A 23808-nucleotide genomic window follows, 5' to 3' on the forward strand; every position below is an offset into this window, starting at 1 on the left:
TTAAGCCTCCTTCTGGTTTGGCGCTTTGCATAAGCGATCAAGAATGATGGCAACAAGAACAATCGCTAAACCAGCTTCAAAACCTTGTGAGATATTTACCGTATTCAGTGCGCGTACCACAGGCTTACCTAAACCATCTGCACCTACTAGTGCGGCAATGACCACCATCGAAAGAGATAGCATAATACATTGAGTAACCCCCGCCATGATGCTAGGTAATGCCGCAGGTAACTCCACCTTAAACAGTAACTTCATACGGCTTGCACCAAATGCTTTACCCGCTTCCAGTAGCTCTTCTGGCACTTTGATGATGCCCAAATACGTCAATCGAATTGGTGCTGCAATGGCAAAAATGATGGTTGAAATCAGTCCCGGTACAATGCCTAAACCAAACAAAACTAACGTCGGGATCAAGTAGACGAATGTCGGTACGGTTTGCATCAGATCCAAAATAGGTCGGAGTAACGTGTATAACCAAGGGCGATGCGCTGCCATGATCCCAAGTGGCACGCCAATTAATACGGAAATCGTTGTCGCTGCAAACACGAGAACAAAGGTTTCCAGCATTTCTTGCCAGTAGCCAAGGTTAAGAATTGCCAACAGAGCCAATACAATAAATACGACCAACGGGAGACTGCGGTGCAAAAACCACGCTAACGCTGCAGTCATAATGATAGGAGCGGCTGGCGGCATCCATTTAAAGATATCCACCACAAACATGATGATGGTTTCTAGGGTAATAGAGATTGCATCGAAAAAGCCGGATGCATTGATGGTTAACCAATCGACGCCCGTTTCCATCCATTGGCCCAACGGTAGTTTGTTGTCCGTAATAAAATTCACAATAAAACCTTTGTGTTGATGATGTGGGCATTGCTGCCCACTAAGAAAAATCAATTAAGCGTTGTCTTTAAGGTAACGAGCAATTGCCGACTGAGCGTCTTGGCCATCGACGGTTTTCACGTCTTTCAGCCAAGCTTCGATTTTATCTGCGTTCGCGTTTAACCATGCCTGTGCCGCTTTAGATGGCTTTTGCTTCTGGTTGAGAATCGCTTCCATCAGCTCGTTTTCCATTTCTAGGCTGAACTCTAGGTTTTTCACTAGTTGACCCACATTCGGACACTCAGATAGGTAGTTTTGACGTACGTTTGTATAAACGTTTGCACCGCCGTAATTTGGGCCGAAGAAATCATCACCACCCGCAAGGTATTCCATTTCAACATTGTTATTCATTGGATGTGGTGCCCAGCCAAGGTAAACGATCCACTGATTACGACGTACCGCACGTGATACTTGTGACACCATGCCCGCTTCACTTGATTCAACCAGGCTGAAGTCTTTTAAACCAAATGCGTTGCTGTCGATCATGGATTGAATCAGGCGGTTACCATCGTTACCTGGTTCGATGCCGTAAATGCGGTTTTTAAATTTGTCGGCATGTTTTTCCAGGTCAGCAAAGCTCTTCACACCTACGTCATAAACGTATTTTGGTACGGCTAAGGTGTATTTCGCGCCGACAAGATTCGCTTTTACTGTTTCGACAGTGCCAGCATCTCGGTACTTAGCAATGTCACCTTCCATCGTTGGCATCCAGTTACCAAGGAAGATATCAATGTCGCCGTTCGCCATAGAAGAATAAGTTACTGGTACAGACAGCAGATCCGTCTTAGTTTTGTAACCCAAGCCTTTCAGTAGCTCTGTGGTTACAGCCGTGGTTGCGGTAATGTCTGTCCAGCCGACATCGGCAAAGCGCACGGTTTCACATTGGTTTGCGTAAGCGCTGGTAGCTAAAGAACTTAACGCGATAGTCGATAGTATTTTCGTCATCTTAGACATGTTGAATTCCTTTTAATAATTTCTGACTTTATTCTCAGTTTTTAAAGATTAAGAGATCGATTCCAAGTCTCTTTTCGGTGGATGCATTCGCTGCATCTCTTGCCAGTTCGGTGCAATCCAAACCGGAGTGTTATTTGCTTTTTCTAGTGCGTTACCCAAGATCATGTCCGCAGCCCGTTCTGCAACCATGATGGTTGGCGCATTCAGGTTGCCATTTGGAATGGTTGGGAAAATCGACGAGTCCACAACACGCAAACCCTGGATGCCGCGCACCTGACACTGCTCATCCAGTACGGCTAGCGGATCATCGTCTGCACCCATTTTGCAGCTACATGAAGGATGATAAGCACTCTCAACATTTTGCTTAACCCACTCATCAATTTGCTCGTCGGTAGTGATATTGAGACCGGGCTGGATCTCATCGCCACGGAACTCATCCATCGCAGGTTGATTGAGAATTTCGCGCGTCAGACGAATACAGTCACGCCAGTCCTTTTTATCTTGCTCGGTCGAGATGTAGTTAAACTCAATCTTTGGCTTATCATTCGGGTTAGAAGAAACCACCTCTACAGTGCCACGGCTCTCTGGTTTATTAGGGCCGACGTGTACCTGGAAACCATGACCATCAAAGGCCGCCTGACCGTCATAACGCATCGCAGCTGGTAAGAAGTGATATTGAATATTTGGCCACTTCAGCCCTTCACGCGAGCGAATAAACGCACACGATTCAAAATGGTTGGTTGCGCCTAGGCCTTTTCTAGTAAGAATCCACTCGGTACCGATTAGCCCTTTGCTCACCAAGCCTAGTTTACTGTTCAGTGTGATTGGCTGCTTACAGTGGTATTGGAAGTACACTTCCAGATGGTCTTGCAGGTTTTTACCTACCCCTTCCAACTGGTGTTTCAACTCGATGCCCGCTTTTTCCAGTACATCTTTAGGACCAATACCGGAAAGTTGGAGTAGCTGTACCGAGCCGATTGAGCCTGCACTAGAAATGACTTCATTTTTCGCGAAACACTGCTGAATTGAACCTGCTTTCTCAAATTCAACGCCGACCGCTTTCTTGCCTTGTTGTCCTGTCTCTTCAAGCCCTTTTTCTTCAAGCCTTGTTTCTTCAAGTAATACACGACGCACAGTCACTCGCTTCATGAGCGTGAAATTTTTGCGCTTTTTAGCACGGCTTAAGTATGCATTAGAGGTTGAAGCACGTACGCCTTTATCAACCGTCATGTGCATTGGACCGAAGCCTTCTTGCTGAAAACCGTTGTAATCGTCAGTTTCTGGATAGCCCGCCTCTTTACCAGCCTCAATAAAGGCTTCATACAACGGGTTCAGCTTCATGTCATTGCCGCTACATGTGCCCAGCGGACCGCTGTCACCGCGGTACTCATCAGCACCACCGACCCAAGATTCAGCTTTGCGGAAGTACGGCAAGCACGCCTGGTAATTCCAGCCTTTTGCTCCCTCTTCCTCCCACTGGTCGAAGTCACAAGCATGGCCACGTACGTAAACCATGCCGTTGATAGAAGAGCTACCACCAAGAACTTTACCGCGAGGACAGTGAAGCTGGCGTCCGTCAAGACCATCTTCTTGTACGGTCTCGAACTGCCAAGCGTATTTTTCAGTATTCATTGGGTACGAAAGTGCTGTTGGCATTTGGATAAAAATACTCTTATCCGTACCACCCGCTTCCAGCAATAATACTGAGTGCTGACCACTCTCACTCAAACGATCCGCTAACACACAGCCGGCCGAACCCGCACCGACGATAATATAATCGTAGTGTTGTTTCATTTTGTTTCTCCTAGGAGTGTTTAGAGATAAGGGCTTTCGAAGTCGCTAAGCTGAACCAACACGCTCTTAGTTTGCGTGTAGTGCTTCAGTGTTTCGACACCGTTCTCACGGCCAATACCGGATTGCTTGTAGCCACCAACTGGCATTTCTGCCGGAGAGTCACCCCAAGCATTAACCCAGCAGATACCTGCCTGAATTTTGTGAATAACGCGATGAGCGCGAGAGAGATTCTGAGTGAAGACACCAGCAGCTAGGCCATAATCCGTATCATTAGCGCGTTCGATAACTTCAGCTTCGTCGCTGAATTTAAGCACGGACATGACAGGACCAAAGATCTCTTGCTGTACATGGCTCATGCTGTCGTCACAGTCGATAAATACGGTTGGAGCGACGAAGTTACCATTTTGCAGGCCATTATCTGTTACTTTGTAACCGCCGGTCAGCAGAGTGGCACCGCTCGCTTTTGCGCTCTCAATCGCTGACAGCACTTTGCTTTCATGTTCTTTTGAAATTAAGGCACCGATTTGCGTATTTTCATCAAGAGGGTCGCCGACAACCAGTTTCTCAGTGCGAGTTTTAAGCTGTGCAACAAAGTCGTCGTAGATAGATTCATGGACAAATACACGGGTACCGTTGGTACATACCTCACCCTGAGTGTAGAAGTTAGCAACCATTGCTGCGGATACCGCATCGTCCAGCTTTGCATCGTCGAATACGATCAGAGGAGACTTACCACCAAGTTCCATTGTGACTTGCTTAAGCGTTTTTGCACTGTCACCCATAACAACTTTGCCAGTACCTGATTCGCCAGTGAACGATACTTTAGCAATATCCGGATGCGCAGTTAGCATCTGCCCTACGCGGTAGTCACCCTGCACGACGTTAAACACACCATCAGGAAGACCCGCTTCAGAATAAATTTCCGCAAGCTTAAGAGCGGTAAGCGGAGTTTCTTCCGACGGCTTAAAGATCATTGCGTTACCGGCAGCCAATGCCGGTGCAGATTTCCACATTGCGATTTGAATCGGGTAGTTCCAGGCACCAATACCTGCGCAAATACCTAACGGCTCTCGGCGCGTATAGAAAAACTGGTTTTCATTGAGTGGTTGTTGCTCACCCTGCAAACTTGGTGCAAGACCGGCGTAATATTCGATAACGTCTGCGCCTGTCGTAATATCAACAGCGATCGCTTCTTGAATTGGCTTACCCGTGTCCGCCACTTCTAAAGCGGCTAACTCGTCATTTCGTTCACGCAGAATCGCTACCGCTTTGTTGAGAATCCGGCTACGTTCAATGGCCGTCATTGCAGACCAAACCTCAAAACCGCGCTTTGCAGATTCAATAGCGGCTTCCATATCGCTCTGGGCTGCTTGTTTAACATTGGCCAATGGCTCACCATTTGCCGGATTGTAAGTGGTGAAATGCTCTTCAGAACATCCGATATACATTGCACCATCGATGTAATGTGTTTTCATTTCCATAGTGAAGACCTGTGACTTTTATATTTTATGAGAGTAAAACGTTAGCTGCTTTTCGAGATAATCGTTGATGATGATCCTCGCTTTATCAGCATCGATGCCTTGTGGGTTGAGCGTGCCGCGTAGCCATATACCGTCAATCAGTGACGCTATCCCGTGAGCAACCAACTCTGCTTGCTCCGCACTTAATAGTGCTTTTAGTTCTCTTCTTAGATGGGACAACAGACGTCGTTCATTCACTCGTTGCAAACGCTTAAGTTGCTCGTCATGCATAGAGTAAGACCAGAAAGCCAACCACGTTTTAGCCACTTTGTTTTCTGCCTGATAACCAACAAAGTTGCCGTCAATAATGGCGTTGATACGCTGATGATGAGCATCTGCTGGCAACACACGAAGCTTCCCAGTGATTGTTGAAGAAAGCTGACGAAGGATCTCGCGCATCGTTTCTTCCAACAATCCGTGTTTACCACCGAAGTAGTGATTAATTATCCCCGTTGATACTCCAGCCTCTTTACTGATCAACGAGATGCTCGCAGCATGTAAACCGACTCTGTCAATCACTGACATGGTCGCTTTTACAAGCTGCGGTTTTCTGATTTCAGGCATCCCCACCTTTGGCATTTTGCGTCCTTGTTATTTTTAATTGAACGGTTAGTTAAATATAAAATGCCAAAAAATTAGTTCGAACTCAAACTATTTATTATTAAAAGTAGTGATAATGAGATTTAAATACACACTATACCAAGACAAACCCAACCCCATTATCTATTCAAACAACCACCCAGAAACAACAAACAAAACAAGTTAATACATTTATTTTCAATAGTTTAATCAAGATCCTAAATTAAACTCAACTTAAGCATCAACGCAGCGAATAAAGCAATGTAGAAGCCTTATAAAAAATTTACATCGAACACTAATTATTTGTGTTGTGTTGTTTCTGAATGATGAGCAGGTAATTCCAATTGACTGCCCAGTCCCGTGCGTTGCTGACTTGTTACCAACTACAACTACGTAAATTGGAAGATTTAAATGAAAGGTGGGAGCACCTGGCAAAATGGACGCATATCCAAGTGCTGCACTTGCAGGAAGCATATTGATAAGATTCAGATAGATAAGTACGTCGAGTTCTGCCAGAACTTAAGAAGGGAGTGGTGAGCACATAAAACTGGCAAAAAAAGAGCCGCGTTGCGCGACTCTTATTGTGCAATGATCAGCTAAACGACATTGCTTTCACACAGTTTCGTCCACTGGATTTGGCTTCGTACAACAACTTATCTGCTTGGCTACAAAGCGCTTCAAATGCAACGTCGACGTCATCCGAAGTGATCACACCAAAACTACAAGTGACATTCACGGCTTGATTGTTCTCCGTTACAAAGCCACGTTGAGAAAGCGCAATACGCAGTCGTTCAGCCAGCGCGGTTGCTTCTTCAAGATCGGTATTAGGAAGAACGATAACGAACTCTTCCCCACCAAGACGAGCAACAATATCACTCTCACGCACCGACGAATCGAGCACTTTGGCTACGCCAGTTAATACGACGTCACCAAACACATGGCCATAGGTATCGTTGACTTGTTTGAAGTGGTCGACATCCATCATAACCAGCGTGATCGGCCCTGTTTCCGGCTTTTTCGCTACCATTTTCTGCTTATCAAGCTTTCTTTCAACCCAATGATTGAGCGCCAAATAGCCGTATTGAACACGCATGACTTGCTTATTTAGCTTGTGAACCAACTGACCTTTCTTCGTTTCTGGAATTGGCTTTTCAATCAGCTTAGGCTTTTGCTCTGCAGGTTTCGCAAACCATTCTTCCAAGAATCGGCGGTTAAATAGGCCCGTTAACATGTCGGTTTTCGCCAAACGACGCATACGCAAACGCGAACGGTTCACGTACAAAAATACCAACGCCATAAGCAATAAAATACCAATCATTACCAATAACACTTCACCCAACAGGTAGAATGTTCGGCGATTATTCTCCAGCTCTAGACGCTGTAATACATTGTTCCAGTTGAGGTTTTCGTTCTCGTACTCTAATCGCTCTAGCTCAAACAAGGTTTGTTGTCGCTCTAAGTTCTCGACTTCACGCTGATTACTAAATTGAATGAATTTTTCATGATATTGACCGTAGGTTTGATAGGCCAATTCGAAGTTTTGATCTCCGGCGTAAGCCATAGCAGCGACTTTTAACAGCTCCATTTGCTGCTGTTTGATGTAGCGACTCTCGATGATCTCAGAAAGTAAAGGCGTAATCATCGTTAACAAAGCTTGATACTGCTTACGCTCTAGCATGTACTCAGCTTGCAACAACTTAAATGTTGCCAAGTACGCATTCGAGGTTTCACGATACTGCAAGTTTTCGGCAAGCTTGAGATGACGCAGCATGTTTTTTTCGTTGTTGGTTTCGCGATACAGAGACGCAAGCTCCAAGTTCACCCGAAAGCGAAAACGTCCGTCACCAATAATCTGCGCAAGCTTTAAAGCTGCTTGATAAGATTTGATGGCTTCATCGTATTGGAACTGAGCTTTGTGTAGCTTTGCAATAGTTAGGACGCTAAGCAACTCATTAAACGACATGCGGCGGTCTTTAAAATAACGATACGCCTGCTTCAGCACGACTTCAGAGCGGTCATAGCCTTGAATTTTTACCAATACATCACCGAGCTCTAGCGCTGCTCGTTCGACTAAGCCCTGCGCACCCGATGACTCCGCCGCTTCCATCGAAGACATCAACGCCGCGTACGATTTCTTATAGTCCCCTTGCTCATCGTAGTAACGACCTTTGAGCAACAGAACTTCCGATTCCAATTTTTTGTCACCTTTTTCTCGTGATGTTTCAAGCAAAGCATCCAACGACGAGAGCGCGGTATCGATATCTCGATTGCCCATCATGGCTCGAATTTGGATCAGCTTGAACAGCAAGTGCTCTTGGCTTTGCTCTGGTGTCAAACTCAGCCCTTTATCTACCACTGCTAAGCTCTCTTTATCGCGCCCTAACAACTCAAGAACGGTCGACTTCGCCAGCCAATAACGAATCAACAGATCCTTGGGCTGGTTTTGCAGTAGAGAGTCTTCTTCTAATGATTCGATTTGTGCTAGTGAACTTTGTGGCAGCGCGTAAATTTGGCTCTCAATCCCTTCAAGAGATTGCAGAAACTTATCTTTTGGCTCAGGGCTTTGTGCGTAGACTTTGGTCGTCAAAAACACGAACCAAAACACAAGCGACAACGCTCTGAGCTTATAAAATTGCGACATTATTATTATTCCCTGATGGGTAGTTACTTCAGTGTGGTGGGAAGTTTTGATTATTATTTTGCACGTGAATGACAATGGTCACACCGCGCATGCTTTCCCATGCATTCTGTAGTGAATAATAAATCACCAACTTTCGATGTAGAAACGATTTCGTCCCACAAAAAAGACAAAGAGAATAATTTTCAACCATAAAAGGGAATTTCTCATTTAAGAGACAAATGAATAATTTCAGTTTTGACGCAACAATAGATTTTGTGGTTATTTCACGCGAAAACATCACAATTCTGGATAAAAAAGAAATTGCGTCGTGTCACTGAGCATGGTGTGTTATGAAAACTAGCGTATAAACGCTGTTGGAAGAGGACATTACGTGAAACTAAAGTGGCGCTTTAATGATCACTAGAATAATACGGAAGAACCAGCAACACTGTTATCGCTGGTCCTCTTATTAAGATTACATTCGCATTCCACCATCGACTTCTAGTACCCTCCCGGTGACGAACTCGTTGGTTAACACATATTTGATGGTCGATGAAATTTCGTCCGCAAGCCCTAAGCGTCCCACTGGAATCATATTAACCAAGCGTTCCATCGCTTCAGGTTTTATTTGATCGGTCATTGCTGTTTTGATAACGCCCGGTGCAATCGCCACTGAACGAATGCCAAAACGCCCTAACTCTTTCGCCCACACCGTCGCCATGGTAGCTACGGCCGCTTTGGATGCGGAGTAGTTGGTTTGACCAATGTTACCGGCACGCGCAACGCTGGATATGTTGATCAACACGCCTTTGCTGTCGGTGTTCAGCATTACCTTGCTCGCTTCACGGCCACACAGGAAAGTGCCTGTTACATTCACATCCAGAACGGACTGAAACTGCTCTAGCGACATCGCGTTAACCTGACCATCTTTTACTTTAATGAACATGCCATCGCGCATAATGCCCGCGTTGTTGATCACGCCATTGAGCTGTTTGAAATCCGCTTCAATTTGCGTAAAAGCAGCGCACACCTGCAGCTCGTCGGTCACGTTCGCCACATAAAAACGAGCGGTAACACCGAGAGATTCACACTCCGCTTTCGTTTCAGCCAGTTGGTCTGAATTGAGGTCGATTAGCGCAAGATAAACGCCACTTTCCGCCAAAGACAGCGCCATTTGTTTACCCAGCCCCTGTCCTGCCCCCGTGATTGCAATGACCTTATTTGCTAACTCCATAAGCGCTCCTTAGGCCTGATTTTGCTTTTGGTAGAACTCAAACAAGCTTGAGAAATCTTTTTGCCCGTTGCCCTGACCGTTGTGAAAATTAAACAGATTACGAGCCAAACTGCCCATTGGCGTTGATGTTTGACTGGCAACCGCCGCTTCCATCGCAAGACCGAGATCTTTAGCCATTAACTGGCTCATAAAACCGCCCTGATAACCATTGCTTGCAGGTGTGTTTTCCATCACGCCCGGACAAGGGTTGTAAAGCTCTAGCGCCCAGTTACGGCCTGAGCTTTGTAGCATGATGTCAGACAACACTTTGGGATCGAGTCCGTTTTCCATGCCTAAGTTGAGAGCCTCACAGGTGCCGCTCATCAAAATACCCAACATCATGTTATTGCAGATTTTCGCCACCTGACCAGCTCCGGCATCTCCCGCATGGAAGATGTTTTTGCCCATGTGGTTAAGCACCGCTTTGGCTTGAACAAAGTTCTCTTGTGAGCCGCCAACAATGAAAGTCAACGTACCTGCTGCTGCGCCCGCAACCCCGCCAGACACCGGTGCATCAACAAAGTTGATGCCAAGTTGCTGCGCCTTTTCGCCGACCAAACGAGCAGTCGCCGGATCGATGGTCGAAGAATCAATCAGCAAGGTGCCCGATTCGACGCTATTTAAAATGCCATCTCGACCAAGATAAACACTTTGAACGTGTTGGCTAGCAGGCAACATGGTAACGACCACGTCCGCACCTTGTACTGCCTGCTGAACCGAATCGGCACTTGAAGCACCTAGTGCGGTAAGTTCCTCTACTGCGTTCGGGGTCAAATCAAACACTTCAACGTTCAAGCCCGCTTTGAGTAGGTTCTTAGCCATAGGCGCGCCCATATTACCAAGGCCAATAAATGCAATTTTGTCCATGTCGTATTTCTTCCTTGTCTAAAGTACCGCAGTGGCAACCGACGATGCGGTCAGTGGGTATTCTGCTGAGTCAATTGGCGCGAAGAAGCGTTCCAAAGCTTGTGGCGTTACGTCAGAAACCGTGCGATGTTGCCAACTCGGTTGATTGGTTTTATCGATAATCAGCGCACGAACCCCTTCTCTAAAATCACCTTCTAAGCCACAACGTAGCGTCAGGTTAAATTCCATATCAAAACACGCTTTCAAAGAGAGGTTTTGATACTGCGTTAACTGCTGATAAGTGATATTGAGCGACAGTGGGCTTCCGTAGCTCAATGCTTTTTGTGCATTGACGAACCACTTGTCATCAACGTCAGCACTGCTGATTGCGCGAACAATCGAATCTAAATCACCCGAACAAAGCTGCTCAATCAATCCCGCATATAGCATCAACATCCCTTCGCTTGGCTCGTCCACTTGCACCGAACGCAGCGTAGTGGCGATTTTTTCGTTGATGTTCGCTTCACCTTTCCAACTTACCGATGCAAGCAGATCCAACAGTGCTTGTTTGCTTTCTGGCTTTGCAATCCATTGGCTTAATCCCAACGCTTTCATGTCTGTCGCGTTAATTTGGCAAGCCGTCAAACTTAAGAACAGTGCCAAATGTTTTGGCAACTGATTTAGGAAGTAGGTCGCGCCTACGTCTGGGTAAAGGCCAATTTTAATCTCTGGCATTGCAAAGCGTGTGGTAGTTTCTGCAACGCGATGGCTAGCGCCCATAAACAAACCCACACCGCCGCCCATCAAATAACCATGTCCCCACGCAATGATCGGTTTTGGATAAGTGTGAATAAGATGGTCACAGCGATATTCGAGGTCAAAGAAGGTTTCCATCGCTGAAAATGCAGAATCAAAGTCTTGCTCTTTGTTTTCAAGTGCACGGTAGATCGCTTGAATATCGCCACCAGCACAAAACGCTTTTTCACCTTGAGCATGCAAGAATACCGCGACGATGCTGTCGTTCGATTGCCACTCTACCAGTTGGTTATAGAGCTGCTCGATCATCACATAGCTAAGTGCGTTGAGGGCGGCTGGATTATCAAGCTCCAACACACCAATGGCATAGCCGTCAGCACATTCTATCTGTGAAACATTTACTGTACCTATCATTTGGCCTCCGCTAGCTGTTTGTCCATTGTGGCTTACGCTTCTGCAAGAAGGCATTCACACCCTCAGTCTGATCTTGTGTATTGAACAGCTGTAAGAACAGTTCACGCTCCAAGACTAATCCGGCCGCGTGAGTTTGGCTGCGTCGCCCTTGAATAAGCGTTTTGCATGCAGACACGGATTTCGGCGATTGGCTCGCAACACGCTGTGCAAGTTCCATAGCCGCTTCCAGTGCTTGGCCTTTCGCCACCACTTCTTCGACTAAACCAATTTTTTCCGCTCGCTCGGCCGTCACACGCTCACCACACAAGATCATACGCTTCGCCCAACCTTCACCTACCAACGCGGTCAGGTTTTGCGTCCCGCCCGCACACGGCAACAAACCTACCGATGCTTCAGGAAGTGCCATTTGTACTTGTTCTTCTGCGATGCGAATGTCGCACGCCATTGCCACTTCCAAACCGCCACCCATCGCGTAACCATTAATTGCCGCGATGGAAACACCATCGAACGCAGACAGCGCTTCAAAGGCTTCACCAAATGCGAACGCCATATCTGCGGCTTGCGATTTATCGCCGGATGCAAAGTTATTAAGATCTGCTCCAGCAGAGAAGAACTTCTCGCCTTCGCCTGTTAATACCAACGCATAAATGGAGCGTTCATTACTGAGTTCAATCGCCAACTCTTTTAGCTGATTCAAAGATTCAAGCGTCCAAGTGTTTGCTGGCGGGTTACTAATCGTGAGCTTGGCAATGTGCGCTTCACGCTCTAGTTTGATTTGTGCCGTCATAATCTTTCAGTCCTTTGTTTTTCCTTGAGGTAAGGCTGTGTCTCGCTGACTAAAGCAGTTCAACGCCTTCCGTGAGTAAACGTCTAGAAATGATCAGACGCATGATTTCGTTGGTACCTTCAAGAATTTGGTGAACACGAACGTCTCGGAAATGGCGCTCGACCGGATATTCTTTGATGTAGCCATAGCCACCGTGAATTTGCAGCGCCTGATCGCAGACTTTAAAGCCCACATCAGTAGCAAAGCGTTTCGCCATTGCACAGTACGCGCTTTTTTCTACATGTTGGGCATCAAGTTTGGCGGCAGCGAGTCGCACCATTTGACGCGCGGCAACCAGCTCAGTCGCCATATCAGCCAACTTGAATTGCAGTGCTTGGAATTGCGCTAGTGAACGTCCGAATTGTTTACGCTCGGTCATGTATTGCTTGGCTTCATTCAGTGCTTGTTGTGCTGTGCCGACGGAACAAGTAGCGATATTGATTCGCCCACCATCCAGACCAAGCATGGCAAACTTAAAACCTTCGCCCTCTTCACCCAACAGATAGTCAGCTGGAATACGGACATTTTCGAAGGTGATCATGCGCGTTGGCTGGCAATTCCAACCCATTTTGGCTTCTTTCTTGCCATAGCTAATGCCTTCGATGTCAGCAGGAACGACGAACGCAGAAACGCCACCCGCCCCTTCACCGCACGAACGCGCCATCACGACGAGAACATCTGTATCACCCGCGCCAGAGATAAACACTTTTGCGCCATTCAAGACAAACTCGTCACCGTCACGTACCGCACTTGTCGTCAGCGAAGCGGCGTCAGAGCCTGCGTTTGGCTCGGTTAAACAGTAGGAAGCGAGCTTTTCACCCGAAATTAAATCCGCGCTAAATTGCTGCGCCACTTCGGTTTTGGCAAAGCTGGTGATCATCCAAGTTGCCATGTTATGGATTGTCATAAACGCTGTAGTAGCGGTACAACCCATAGCCAACTGCTCAAAAATGATCGCTGCATCCAAACGAGATAACCCCAAGCCACCGTGCTCTGGCGGTGTGTAAATGCTCAAAAAGCCAAGCTCACCCGCCTGACGCAATACATCTTTAGGGAAGTGATGGTTTTCATCCCACTCGGCCGCGTGTGGCGCTAACATTTGGTCTGCAAACTGCTTTGCTACTTCGGCAAACGCGAGTTGATCTTCGTTTAATTCAAAATCCATCTTGAAGTCCTAAGGTCTAATTCGTTGCATTTGAAGCCAAGCCCACTTAAACCGTGGCGCTTGGCTAGAGGTATCGCCAATCCAGTAATTAGCTAAGTTGAATGGTCATGTTTGGACCGCTTGGAATGTCATCTTCAAACCAACGCGCAGTGACAGTTTTCGTCTCGGTGTAGAAGCGAACCGCTTGTTTGCCGTAAGCATGAAGATCGCCGTAGAAGCTGCCTTTCCAACCCGTAAATGAGAAGAACGGCAATGGCACCGGAATCGGCACGTTAATACCTACGTTACCCACTTCGATATTGTGCTGATACTTTCTCGCAGCTGCGCCATTCGCTGTGAAAATGGACGTACCATTACCAAAGCGGTTCGCGTTGATCAGCTCAATCGCTTCATCTAAATCATCCACTTCCGTGGTGAGCAGCACTGGGCCGAAAATCTCTTCCTGATAAATCGACATGTCAGTGGTCACGTTGGTAAACAGTGTTGGTCCCACCCAGTTACCGTTCGGGAAGCCAGGTACTTGGCAATCTGTCCCATCCAGAACACAGTTCGCGCCAGACGTTTTGCCTTCATTAATCAGATTCACCACGCGCTGCTTCGCTTGAGGGCTAATCAGTGGACCATAACCGGCAGTTTCATCATCCCACGCGCCAGGCTGTACTTGAGCTAACGCCTCTTTAAGCTCTGGAATCCATTCTTTAGTTTCGCCGACAAATACTGCCACCGAAATCGCCATACAACGCTGACCTGCGGCACCGACGGACGCGCCAACCAAGTTATTAATCACTTGCTGTTTGTTTGCATCTGGCATGATGACCATGTGATTCTTCGCACCCGCAAATGACTGCACGCGTTTTAGGTTGTCCGTACCCGTTTTGTAGATGTACTCACCAACAGGCACAGAGCCGACAAAAGAGATCGCACGAACGACTGGATCAGTCAGAATGCGGTCGACTTGCTCTTTGGTGCCGTGAACAATTTGTAATACGCCTTTTGGTGCACCTGCTTGTTCAAACAGCTCTGCCAATTTCATTGCAGTCAGCGGAACTTGTTCCGACGGTTTCAAAATAAAGGTGTTGCCACACGCAATCGCCATAGGGAACATCCACAACGGAATCATCGCTGGGAAGTTAAACGGAGTGATACCCGCACAAACACCGAGCGGTTGAATGTAAGAGTAACCATCAATATTGGTCGCAACGTTTTCCACCGTTTCGCCCATCATTGAGCTACAAATGTTCGCCGCTTGTTCTACCACTTCAATCCCGCGCCAAACATCACCTTTTGCATCCGCTAGAGTTTTGCCTGTCTCACTTGAAAGCAGTATCGCCAACTCATCGTGTTGCTCTTTTAGCAGGTGTTGGTAACGCAGCATCAATCTCGCACGCTCCGGCGCTGCAACTTCTTTCCAACGCTTGAATGTTTCTGTTGCGCTGGCGATCGCCGCATTCATTTCCGATTCCGTGGCACAAGGTACTTGCGCAATCACTTCGTTGGTTGCCGGGTTGGTTACATCTAGCCATTGTTTTGAGTCGGAGATGGCAAATTCACCACCGATATACTGCTTTACTTGTTCTGTCATGATGACATCCTTGTATTTTTCAGCGTTTCACTGACTACTGTGAGTAATTGAGTTGAGAATGATTTAGCAGATTTCAATCGCGATTGCGGTAGCCTCGCCGCCACCAATACAAAGCGATGCAACGCCACGTTTACCGCCTGTTTGTTTAAGAGCGTGAATCAAAGTGACGAGGATTCGGTTGCCACTCGCACCAATGGGATGCCCCAACGCACAAGCGCCGCCGCGAGGGTTAACTCTGCTCTCGTCCAATTCGAGTGCTTTCACCGCGTATTGAGTGACAACGGCAAAAGCTTCATTGATTTCCCAAAGGTCCACGTCTGATTTGTCCCAGCCCGTTTTTTCCAACAGCGTTTCAATCGCGAAGACGGGGGCGATGGTGAACTCATCAGGCTGTCTTGCATGCGTGCTGTACGCGACAATTTTGGCTAGAGGTTGAAGGTTTTCCTGACGGCCAAATTCACTATCGACCAATACCATTGCCGATGCACCATCAGAAATAGAACTTGAGTTGGCTGCCGTTACGCCGCCATCTTTAGCAAACGCAGGGCGTAAGGTAGGAATTTTAGTGACGTCGAGTTTACTCGGTTGCTCATCGTCTACAACCAAGGTGTCACCACGTCGACTTTTTACGTTAACAGGCACGATCTCTTCTTTGAACAAGCCTTGCTCAATCGCTTGCTGAGCACGAGTCACCGATTGTTGTGCCCATGCATCCATGCTTTCGCGGTTGAACTGATACTTTTGCGCGGTTTGTTCGGCAAAGACACCCATCAATTCGCCTTGGTAGGCATCCTGCAAACCGTCATAAAACATGTGATCAAGCACTTGCTCGTGACCTAAACGGAAACCATCACGCGCTTTCTTAAGTAGATAAGGAGAAGACGACATGTTTTCCATACCACCAGCGATAACCGCGTGCGCGTTACCAGATTGAATAAGATCATGTGCCAGCATGACGGTTTTCATACCCGAACCACAGACTTTATTCAGTGTCGTACAACCGATCGATTGTGGCATTTCTGCTTTAAGACTTGCTTGTCTTGCTGGCGCTTGCCCCACGCCAGCGGGTAAAACGCATCCCATTAACACTTCGTCTATTTTTTGCACATCGAGTTGGCTTTCGGCTAGTGCCCCTTGGATGGCCTTCGCACCGAGTTCCGTGACATCTGTTGAAGCTAATGCACCTTGAAAAGAGCCGATAGGCGTTCGCTTGGCGGCAACAATCCATGTTTCATTTTTCATTCCATTAACCTTTTGTTGACGTTTACGTCATAACTATACTAACATTTACGTTAACGTCAAGTTTGCGGTTGTTGTTTGTTCGAGTGATTCTTTTATTTCGAGTAAATGCGAGTGATATCAAGGCTCAAGAGTGGATGTTGTTTATTTACTTTAACGTTAACGAATTGTATATTCGTATGAATGTTATACGAAAGTCGTAAGGTTAAGGAATGAACACATTTAAGATCAGCGAGCTCGCGAAAGAGTTCGACATTACTACCCGAAGTATTCGCTTCTACGAAGATTTAGGTCTCCTAACTCCAGAACGTAAAGGCAACACTCGAATCTACAATGGTCGCGATCGAATTCGACTAAAACTGATTTTGCGAGGTAAGCGATTGGGCTTTTCTCTTGCAGATATCAAAGAGTTATTTGAACTCTACGATACCGATCAAAGTACTGAGCAGTTGAACTATATGATTCGGTTGATCGAAGAGAAGAAGGCAGCATTGCAACAGCAAGCAAACGACATTCAAGCGGTAATGATGGAGTTAAACGCGGCACAGTTGCGATGCCAAAACACACTGAGATCCATGAAAGGCGAAAAAGTCACCTGACACCTCAGCACTGGGATGTAGGTGACGTAAAGGCAAGGACACGCAATGAAATCTACCTACTCTTCCCTGAACTTTGTTTATGACGAAAATACCGATTTGCTTCGCGAGCAAATCAATAGTTTTGCTGCAAGAGAAATTGCGCCGCTAGCGCAATCTATCGACCAATCTAACGACTTTCCAAACCATCTTTGGTCCAAATTAGGTGAAATGGGGCTTTTAGGCGTGACCACCAGCGAAGAGTTTGGTGGTGCAGGCATGGGCTATCTTGCCCACGTTGTCGCTATGGAAGAGATCAGCCGAGCTTCCGCTTCGGTTGCATTAAGTTACGGCGCTCACTCCAACCTTTGTGTCAACCAAATCCACCGCAATGGCACACAAGCGCAAAAAGAGAAATACCTACCTAAACTCATCTCCGGTGAACATATTGGTGCGCTAGCCATGAGTGAACCCGGCGCTGGCTCTGATGTGGTCTCTATGCAGCTTAAAGCGGAACGTAAAGGCGATATTTTCCTGCTAAACGGCAACAAAATGTGGATCACCAATGGCCCAGATGCACACACCTATGTTGTCTACGCCAAAACAGACCCAAACCAGCACTCCAAAGGCATCACGGCATTTATTGTAGAACGCGACTTTCCTGGATTCACTCAAGCACAAAAACTCGACAAGTTGGGTATGCGCGGCTCGAATACGTGTGAGTTGGTCTTCCAAAACTGCGAAGTCCCTGCAGAAAACATTCTCGGTGAAGAAAACCAAGGCGTAAAAGTGTTGATGAGCGGTTTGGACTACGAACGCGTGGTACTTGCCGGTGGCCCGCTTGGCATTATGCAAGCATGTATGGACATCGTTGTGCCTTACATTCACGACCGCAAACAGTTCGGTAAATCCATCGGTGAATTCCAGCTTGTTCAAGCAAAAATCGCCGATATGTACACGCAAATGAATGCCGCAAAAGCCTACGTTTACGCCGTCGCTGCCGCTTGTGATCGTGGTGAAACCACACGTAAAGATTCTGCTGGTGCGATCCTCTACAGCGCAGAGCTGGCAACCAAAATGGCATTAGATGCCATTCAGCTACTCGGTGGTAACGGCTATATCAATGAGTTTGATACCGGTCGTTTGCTACGAGATGCCAAGCTGTATGAAATTGGTGCGGGCACTTCAGAAATTCGCCGCATGCTTATTGGTCGCGAATTGTTCAACGAAAGCGCCTAATCATCATACCTAGGCGTTCTAACTCGAAACAACTTCCTTATTCAACCTAAATAAAGACGGGGTTTGTCACCCGTCTACCGAATGGAGATCGGCTATTTATGGCTTGTTTGACGACCAATATTAATACCCATTCCGAGCAGTATCAGGAAAACTACCGCTCTATGACGTCGCTCGTGGATCAACTCTATACCGTGACTGCGCAAATCGAAGATGGCGGCGGCGAAAAAGCCCGCGAGCATCAGCAGAAGAAAGGCAAACTTCCGGTACGTGAGCGTATTCTTGCCCTACTCGACCCCGGCTCATCTTTTTTAGAAATCGGTCAGTTTGCTGGCTGGGATGTGTATCCAGATTACGTTCCATGCGCGGGCGTAGTAGCGGGTGTTGGTGTGATTGACGGCACTGAGTGCATGATCGTCGCCAACGACGTGACGGTAAAAGGCGGCAGTTACTACCCACTTACGGTTAAAAAACACTTACGCGCACAGGAAATTGCAGAAAAATGCCAACTGCCGTGTGTTTACTTAGTCGACTCTGGCGGTGCTAACCTCCCCCGCCAAGATGAAGTCTTCCCAGACAAAGACCATTTTGGCCGTATTTTCTATAACCAAGCACGTATGTCGGCCAAGGGCATCCCACAAATTGCTGTGGTCATGGGGCTATGTACCGCTGGCGGCGCTTACGTTCCTGCCATGTGTGACGTTTCGATCATCGTAAAAGAGCAAGGCACGATTTTCTTGGCAGGTCCACCACTCGTTAAAGCGGCGACAGGTGAAGAAGTCAGCGCGGAAGATCTTGGCGGTGCAGACGTTCACTGTCGCACTTCTGGCGTGGCCGATTATTATGCAGAAAACGATCACCACGCGTTAGAGTTGGCAAGACAAGCGGTTTCACAAATCAACCACTTGAAACCCGTTCAACTCAAGCAAAAAGCACCACAGGAACCACGCTTTCCTGCGCGAGAGCTGTACGGCATCGTCGGAACCGATCTTAAAAAGCCGTTTGATGTAAAAGAAGTGATTGCCCGAATTGTTGATGATTCGCAGTTCGATGAATTTAAAGCGCTGTTTGGTGAAACTTTAGTCTGTGGCTTTGCCCATATTCACGGTATGCCGATTGGCATTGTCGCTAACAACGGCATTCTATTTTCAGAATCCGCACAAAAAGGCGCGCATTTTATTGAGCTGTGTGCACAACGCAAAATTCCTCTACTTTTCTTGCAGAACATAACGGGCTTTATGGTCGGCCAAAAATATGAAGCAGAAGGCATCGCCAAACATGGCGCGAAAATGGTAACCGCTGTGGCGTGTGCAGACGTACCGAAGTTTACCGTAGTGATTGGTGGCTCGTATGGCGCAGGTAACTACGGTATGTGTGGCCGCGCCTATGATCCAACCATGATGTGGATGTGGCCAAACGCGCGCATCTCCGTCATGGGTGGAGAGCAAGCGGCTGGCGTGATGGCGCAAGTGACCCGCGATATCAAAACGCGCAAAGGTGAAAGCTGGAGCACTGAAGAAGAGGAAGCGTTCAAACGTCCAATTGCGGAGCAATATCAAGTCCAAAGCCACGCTTATTACGCCAGTGCCCGTTTGTGGGACGACGGCATTATTGATCCTGCAAAAACACGTGATGTTGTCGGCATTGCTCTGTCTGCTGCGCTTAATGCACCAATACCAGACAGCAAATTTGGCATCTTCCGTATGTAGTCGGATGCAAGGCAAACCTTAACTCCTCGCGAATACCGATGTTTATACAAGTAACGGTTAGCGAGCATTGGAATAGAGACTGAAATGTCAGACAAAGGAAGTCACATGACCGGACTACTGCTTGAAAAAGACAGCAATGGCGTTGCCTGGTTGAGCCTGAATCGACCAGAGAAACACAACGCGTTTAATGATGAATTAATTGCTTCTCTTATCGAAACTTTGGAACAACTTGAGCAAGACGACTCTCTACGCGCGTTGGTACTCACTGCGCAAGGGAAACACTTTTCTGCGGGTGCGGATCTTGGCTGGATGCAGTCAATGGCCACCAAAACCGAGAATGAAAACCTGCAAGATGCACAGCAATTGGCGATGCTCCTGCATAAACTGGATACCTTTAGCAAACCAACCATTGCTATGGTGCACGGCGCAGCATTTGGTGGTGCGCTTGGGCTTATCTGCTGCTGTGATATCGCTATTGGCACACCTGAAAGCCGCTTCTGTTTGAGTGAAGTGAAACTCGGTTTGTTACCCGCGACAATCGGACCCTACGTCATTCGAGCGATTGGACAACGACAAAGCCGACGCTACTTTTTAACCGCGGAACTGATTAATGCCGAGACTGCGCTTTCGATCAATATTCTTCACCAAATCGATCCCCAGCCAAAAGAGTCGGTCAACCGTATGGTTGAGCACCTGCTTAATAATGGCTCGCAAGCCATGCAGGCTGCAAAAGCACTTTGTTTGCGTTGTGACAACCACCCTATCGATCACTCATTAATTGAATACACCAGCCAAGCCATTGCAACCGCCCGCGTGTCCAGTGAAGGACAAGAAGGACTGAGTGCATTTTTTGAAAAGCGCGCCGCCAATTGGAGGAATCATGTTTAAAAGAATACTGATCGCAAACCGCGGTGAAATTGCCTGCCGAATCATTAAAACCGCAAAAAGCATGGCTATCGAGACGGTTGCCGTCTATTCCGAAGCGGATCGCAGCAGCTTACATGTTAAGCACGCGGATTTCGCAGAGTTTATTGGCCCTGCTCCGGCGAGTGAGTCGTATCTCGATATCGATGCGATTATCGGCGCAGCGAAAAAATGGCAAGCCGATGCAATCCACCCTGGGTATGGTTTTCTCTCTGAGAACCCGAAATTAGCCAAAGCGTGTAATGAAAATGGCATCGTCTTCATTGGCCCTTCCACCAGCGCAATTGAGGCAATGGGTTCGAAGTCGCAAGCCAAAGCCATTATGTCAGAGGCGAACGTACCTCTCGTTCCGGGCTATCACGACACAGACAACAGCGTTGAGCACTTATTAGCGGAAGCGGAAAAGATTGGTTACCCAGTGATGCTTAAAGCAACCCAAGGTGGCGGCGGTAAAGGCATGCGAGTGGTCAACAGTGCAGCCGAAATGCCGTTGGCCATCGACGGTGCGCAGCGTGAAGCGCTTTCAAGCTTTGGCGATAAGCAGCTTCTAATCGAAAAATGCATATTGCAGCCTCGCCACGTTGAAGTTCAGGTCTTTGCTGACCAACATGGCAACTGTGTTTATCTGTCTGATCGCGATTGCTCTATTCAACGTCGTCACCAAAAGGTGGTCGAAGAAGCACCTGCACCCGGTCTTGGGGATGAACTGCGTAAACAAATGGGTGAAGCCGCAGTTCAGGCCGCTCAAGCGATCGATTATGTTGGCGCTGGTACGGTTGAATTCTTGCTCGATAGCCGCGGTGAGTTTTACTTCATGGAAATGAATACTCGTCTGCAAGTTGAGCACCCTGTCACTGAATTGATCACTGGCGTTGATTTAGTTGAATGGCAATTCAAAATTGCGGCTGGTGAGCATTTACCGATCTCGCAATACGAAATCAATCATAACGGTCACTCAATCGAGCTGCGAATTTACGCCGAAGATGCGGACAATGACTTTATGCCATCGACTGGACGCATTGATTATTTACAAGAACCCATCTCAGACAGCAATGTTCGACTAGCTTGTGTGCGTGTTGATAGCGGTGTTACCCAAGGCGATACCATTAGCGAATACTACGATCCGATGATCAGCAAACTGATCGTCTGGGGGCAAACTCGTGATATCGCCTTAAAACAGCTTAAACAGGCGTTAACTCAATATCACGTGCGTGGAGTAACGACAAACATCGGTTATCTGCACAGCATTATTTCGCAGCCAGCCTTTGCTGACATTAAGCTTGATACAGGTTTCCTCGTCACACATCAACAAAGTATAAATGAGCAGCAAAGTGTGTCGGATTCGATCTGGTTAACGTTAGCGTCGGTTGCTCGCTGGAATGATCTCACTTCAAAATCAGGCAACTCAACGTTACCCGCGCCAACCAAACAAGGTTTTAGACTCTCGGTTAACAATGTTTATCGATTTAACTTCACGGATGCCAATGCCAACCATCAAGTACGTTTGCAACAATCATCGCAAGATACAGAGGCTCACTTCACTGTCGGATGTGGTGAGGAGTTGCATCAGGTAACTCTGCTTGAAAGTGGCAACCAGTTTATCGCCGATATTGATAATGTGCGTTACACCTTTAACGCACTCAACGACGAGCAAAAGACAACCGTGTTTTATCTTGGTCAGCAACGTACGTTCACTCATCAACCAAGTTTTGAATCACCAAAAGGAAAAGACGACGAACTTAGTCCAACCGCACCACTGAACGGCGTTATCTCTGCGGTCATGGTGAATAAGGGAGACAAAGTAGCGGCTGGTGATCCGTTGTTAGTGCTCGAAGCGATGAAGATGGAATACACCATTACCGCTCCGGTAGCAGCGACCGTTGATGAAGTGTTTTATCAACATGGAGACCAAGTACAGCACGGTTCCATTCTGCTGCATTTAATTTCTGCACCCGATAATGTCTGTGAAGATAAGGAGCACGAATATGCTACCAGCGAAGGTTAATATCGTCGAAGTTGGTGCGCGTGATGGCTTGCAGAATGAAACGGCAGTGACGCTGATTGATAAAATCCGTTTGATAAATCAGCTAAGCACTAGTGGCTTAAAGCACATTGAAGCGGGCTCTTTTGTCTCGCCGAAATGGGTACCTCAAATGGCCGATTCCGATCAGGTGTTTGCGGGGATCATGCAAAAGCCTAACGTGGTTTACAGTGCGCTCACACCAAATCTCGCAGGGTTAGAACGTGCACTGGAAAGCGGTGTAAAGCAAATTGCGGTATTTGGCTCCGCTTCAGAAGCGTTCAGCCAGAAAAACATCAACTGCAGCATTGCCGAAAGCCTCTCTCGTTTTGAGCCCGTGCTCGAACTAGCAAAGCAGCACAACATACCTGTGCGCGGGTACTTGTCTTGCACCATGGTGTGTCCATATGAGGGGGACATCATGCCAGAGCAAACTACCGAGGTCGCAAATACGCTGTTTGATATGGGATGTTATGAGATTTCGCTCGGTGACACTGTCGGTAAAGCGACACCTAATCGCGTCATTGCCATGCTGGATTCGCTGTTAACACAACTACCCAAAGACGCGCTCGCGGTACATTTTCATGATACTTACGGGCAGGCGTTGGCTAATATCTACCAAGCCTTGTTAATGGGCATCAACACCATAGACAGCGCTGTATCTGGTTTGGGCGGCTGTCCTTACGCGAAAGGAGCCAGTGGTAATGTCGCAACGGAAGATGTACTTTATCTGTGTGAACAGCTTGGCATTGAAACGGGGATTGATCTCAACATTATCAATGAAGCGGGTTGGCAAATTTGCCGTGCGTTAGGTAAACGTCCGTCTTCCAAAGTAGCACTCGCTCTGGGTGATCCGCACAGCTTGTAAAAGACTCCATCCGCGATAAGCAACCA

19 protein-coding genes are annotated in these 23808 nt (G+C 47.4%); 6 read left to right on the forward strand and 13 right to left on the reverse strand.

Annotation, left to right across the window (positions count from 1 at the left end; translation table 11 throughout):
- From choW to ACF8EG_RS02985, 13 genes are all read right to left on the reverse strand, one after another.
- Complete coding sequence (choW, locus tag ACF8EG_RS02925; protein ID WP_005487988.1) at positions 1–843, reverse strand: choline ABC transporter permease subunit; 843 nt, start codon at positions 841–843, stop codon at positions 1–3.
- A gap of 54 nt (positions 844–897) precedes the next feature.
- Complete coding sequence (locus ACF8EG_RS02930; protein WP_029828612.1) at positions 898–1836, reverse strand: choline ABC transporter substrate-binding protein; 939 nt, start codon at positions 1834–1836, stop codon at positions 898–900.
- Between the two features lie 48 nt (positions 1837–1884).
- On the reverse strand, positions 1885–3630 hold the full coding sequence (gene betA / locus ACF8EG_RS02935) for a choline dehydrogenase (RefSeq protein WP_069506119.1): 1746 nt from the start codon (positions 3628–3630) through the stop codon (positions 1885–1887).
- A 20-nt stretch (positions 3631–3650) separates the two neighbouring features.
- On the reverse strand, positions 3651–5111 hold the full coding sequence (gene betB, locus ACF8EG_RS02940) for a betaine-aldehyde dehydrogenase (RefSeq protein WP_020841945.1): 1461 nt from the start codon (positions 5109–5111) through the stop codon (positions 3651–3653).
- An 18-nt stretch (positions 5112–5129) separates the two neighbouring features.
- Entirely contained in the window at positions 5130–5729 is a 600-nt protein-coding gene (betI, locus tag ACF8EG_RS02945; protein ID WP_020841944.1) for a transcriptional regulator BetI, read from the reverse strand.
- 592 nt (positions 5730–6321) lie between these two features.
- Positions 6322–8370, reverse strand: coding sequence for a GGDEF domain-containing protein (locus ACF8EG_RS02950; RefSeq protein WP_069506122.1), 2049 nt, complete (start codon positions 8368–8370; stop codon positions 6322–6324).
- Between the two features lie 454 nt (positions 8371–8824).
- A complete protein-coding gene (locus tag ACF8EG_RS02955) occupies positions 8825–9583 on the reverse strand; it encodes an SDR family oxidoreductase (RefSeq protein WP_069506125.1) in 759 nt (252 codons plus the stop codon).
- A gap of 9 nt (positions 9584–9592) precedes the next feature.
- A complete protein-coding gene (mmsB, locus tag ACF8EG_RS02960; RefSeq protein WP_069506128.1) occupies positions 9593–10489 on the reverse strand; it encodes a 3-hydroxyisobutyrate dehydrogenase in 897 nt (298 codons plus the stop codon).
- A gap of 18 nt (positions 10490–10507) precedes the next feature.
- Complete coding sequence (locus tag ACF8EG_RS02965) at positions 10508–11638, reverse strand: enoyl-CoA hydratase/isomerase family protein (protein WP_025631014.1); 1131 nt, start codon at positions 11636–11638, stop codon at positions 10508–10510.
- A gap of 10 nt (positions 11639–11648) precedes the next feature.
- Complete coding sequence (locus tag ACF8EG_RS02970; protein WP_069506131.1) at positions 11649–12425, reverse strand: enoyl-CoA hydratase; 777 nt, start codon at positions 12423–12425, stop codon at positions 11649–11651.
- Between the two features lie 49 nt (positions 12426–12474).
- Positions 12475–13629, reverse strand: coding sequence for an acyl-CoA dehydrogenase family protein (locus tag ACF8EG_RS02975; protein ID WP_065764372.1), 1155 nt, complete (start codon positions 13627–13629; stop codon positions 12475–12477).
- Between the two features lie 88 nt (positions 13630–13717).
- On the reverse strand, positions 13718–15211 hold the full coding sequence (locus ACF8EG_RS02980; protein WP_069506137.1) for a CoA-acylating methylmalonate-semialdehyde dehydrogenase: 1494 nt from the start codon (positions 15209–15211) through the stop codon (positions 13718–13720).
- A gap of 63 nt (positions 15212–15274) precedes the next feature.
- Complete coding sequence (locus ACF8EG_RS02985; protein WP_069506140.1) at positions 15275–16453, reverse strand: thiolase family protein; 1179 nt, start codon at positions 16451–16453, stop codon at positions 15275–15277.
- A gap of 209 nt (positions 16454–16662) precedes the next feature.
- Here ACF8EG_RS02985 and ACF8EG_RS02990 point away from each other — a divergent pair, with 209 nt between their 5' ends.
- The 6 genes from ACF8EG_RS02990 to ACF8EG_RS03015 all read left to right on the forward strand — a co-directional run bounded on the left by ACF8EG_RS02990 (position 16663) and on the right by ACF8EG_RS03015 (position 23782).
- Positions 16663–17049: a MerR family DNA-binding transcriptional regulator gene (locus ACF8EG_RS02990; protein ID WP_005373242.1), complete on the forward strand. Its 387-nt coding sequence runs from the start codon at positions 16663–16665 to the stop codon at positions 17047–17049.
- 45 nt (positions 17050–17094) lie between these two features.
- A complete protein-coding gene (locus tag ACF8EG_RS02995) occupies positions 17095–18264 on the forward strand; it encodes an isovaleryl-CoA dehydrogenase (RefSeq protein WP_069506155.1) in 1170 nt (389 codons plus the stop codon).
- Positions 18265–18362: 98 nt separating this feature from the next.
- Positions 18363–19970 (forward strand): carboxyl transferase domain-containing protein, encoded by a 1608-nt coding sequence (locus ACF8EG_RS03000; protein WP_069506167.1) that lies wholly within the window; start codon positions 18363–18365, stop codon positions 19968–19970.
- A 105-nt stretch (positions 19971–20075) separates the two neighbouring features.
- Entirely contained in the window at positions 20076–20858 is a 783-nt protein-coding gene (locus tag ACF8EG_RS03005; protein WP_069506188.1) for an enoyl-CoA hydratase-related protein, read from the forward strand.
- The gene (locus ACF8EG_RS03010) at positions 20851–22899 is read left to right on the forward strand and encodes an acetyl/propionyl/methylcrotonyl-CoA carboxylase subunit alpha (RefSeq protein WP_065764377.1); all 2049 of its coding nucleotides are present in this window, start codon (positions 20851–20853) and stop codon (positions 22897–22899) included. The genes ACF8EG_RS03005 and ACF8EG_RS03010 overlap by 8 nt, the downstream gene beginning before the upstream one ends.
- On the forward strand, positions 22880–23782 hold the full coding sequence (locus ACF8EG_RS03015; RefSeq protein ID WP_069506198.1) for a hydroxymethylglutaryl-CoA lyase: 903 nt from the start codon (positions 22880–22882) through the stop codon (positions 23780–23782). The genes ACF8EG_RS03010 and ACF8EG_RS03015 overlap by 20 nt, the downstream gene beginning before the upstream one ends.
- Positions 23783–23808: the final 26 nt, after the last annotated feature.

The sequence above is a fragment of the Vibrio sp. YQ_11 genome, from assembly GCF_043103065.1.
GTDB lineage: Bacteria > Pseudomonadota > Gammaproteobacteria > Enterobacterales > Vibrionaceae > Vibrio > Vibrio parahaemolyticus.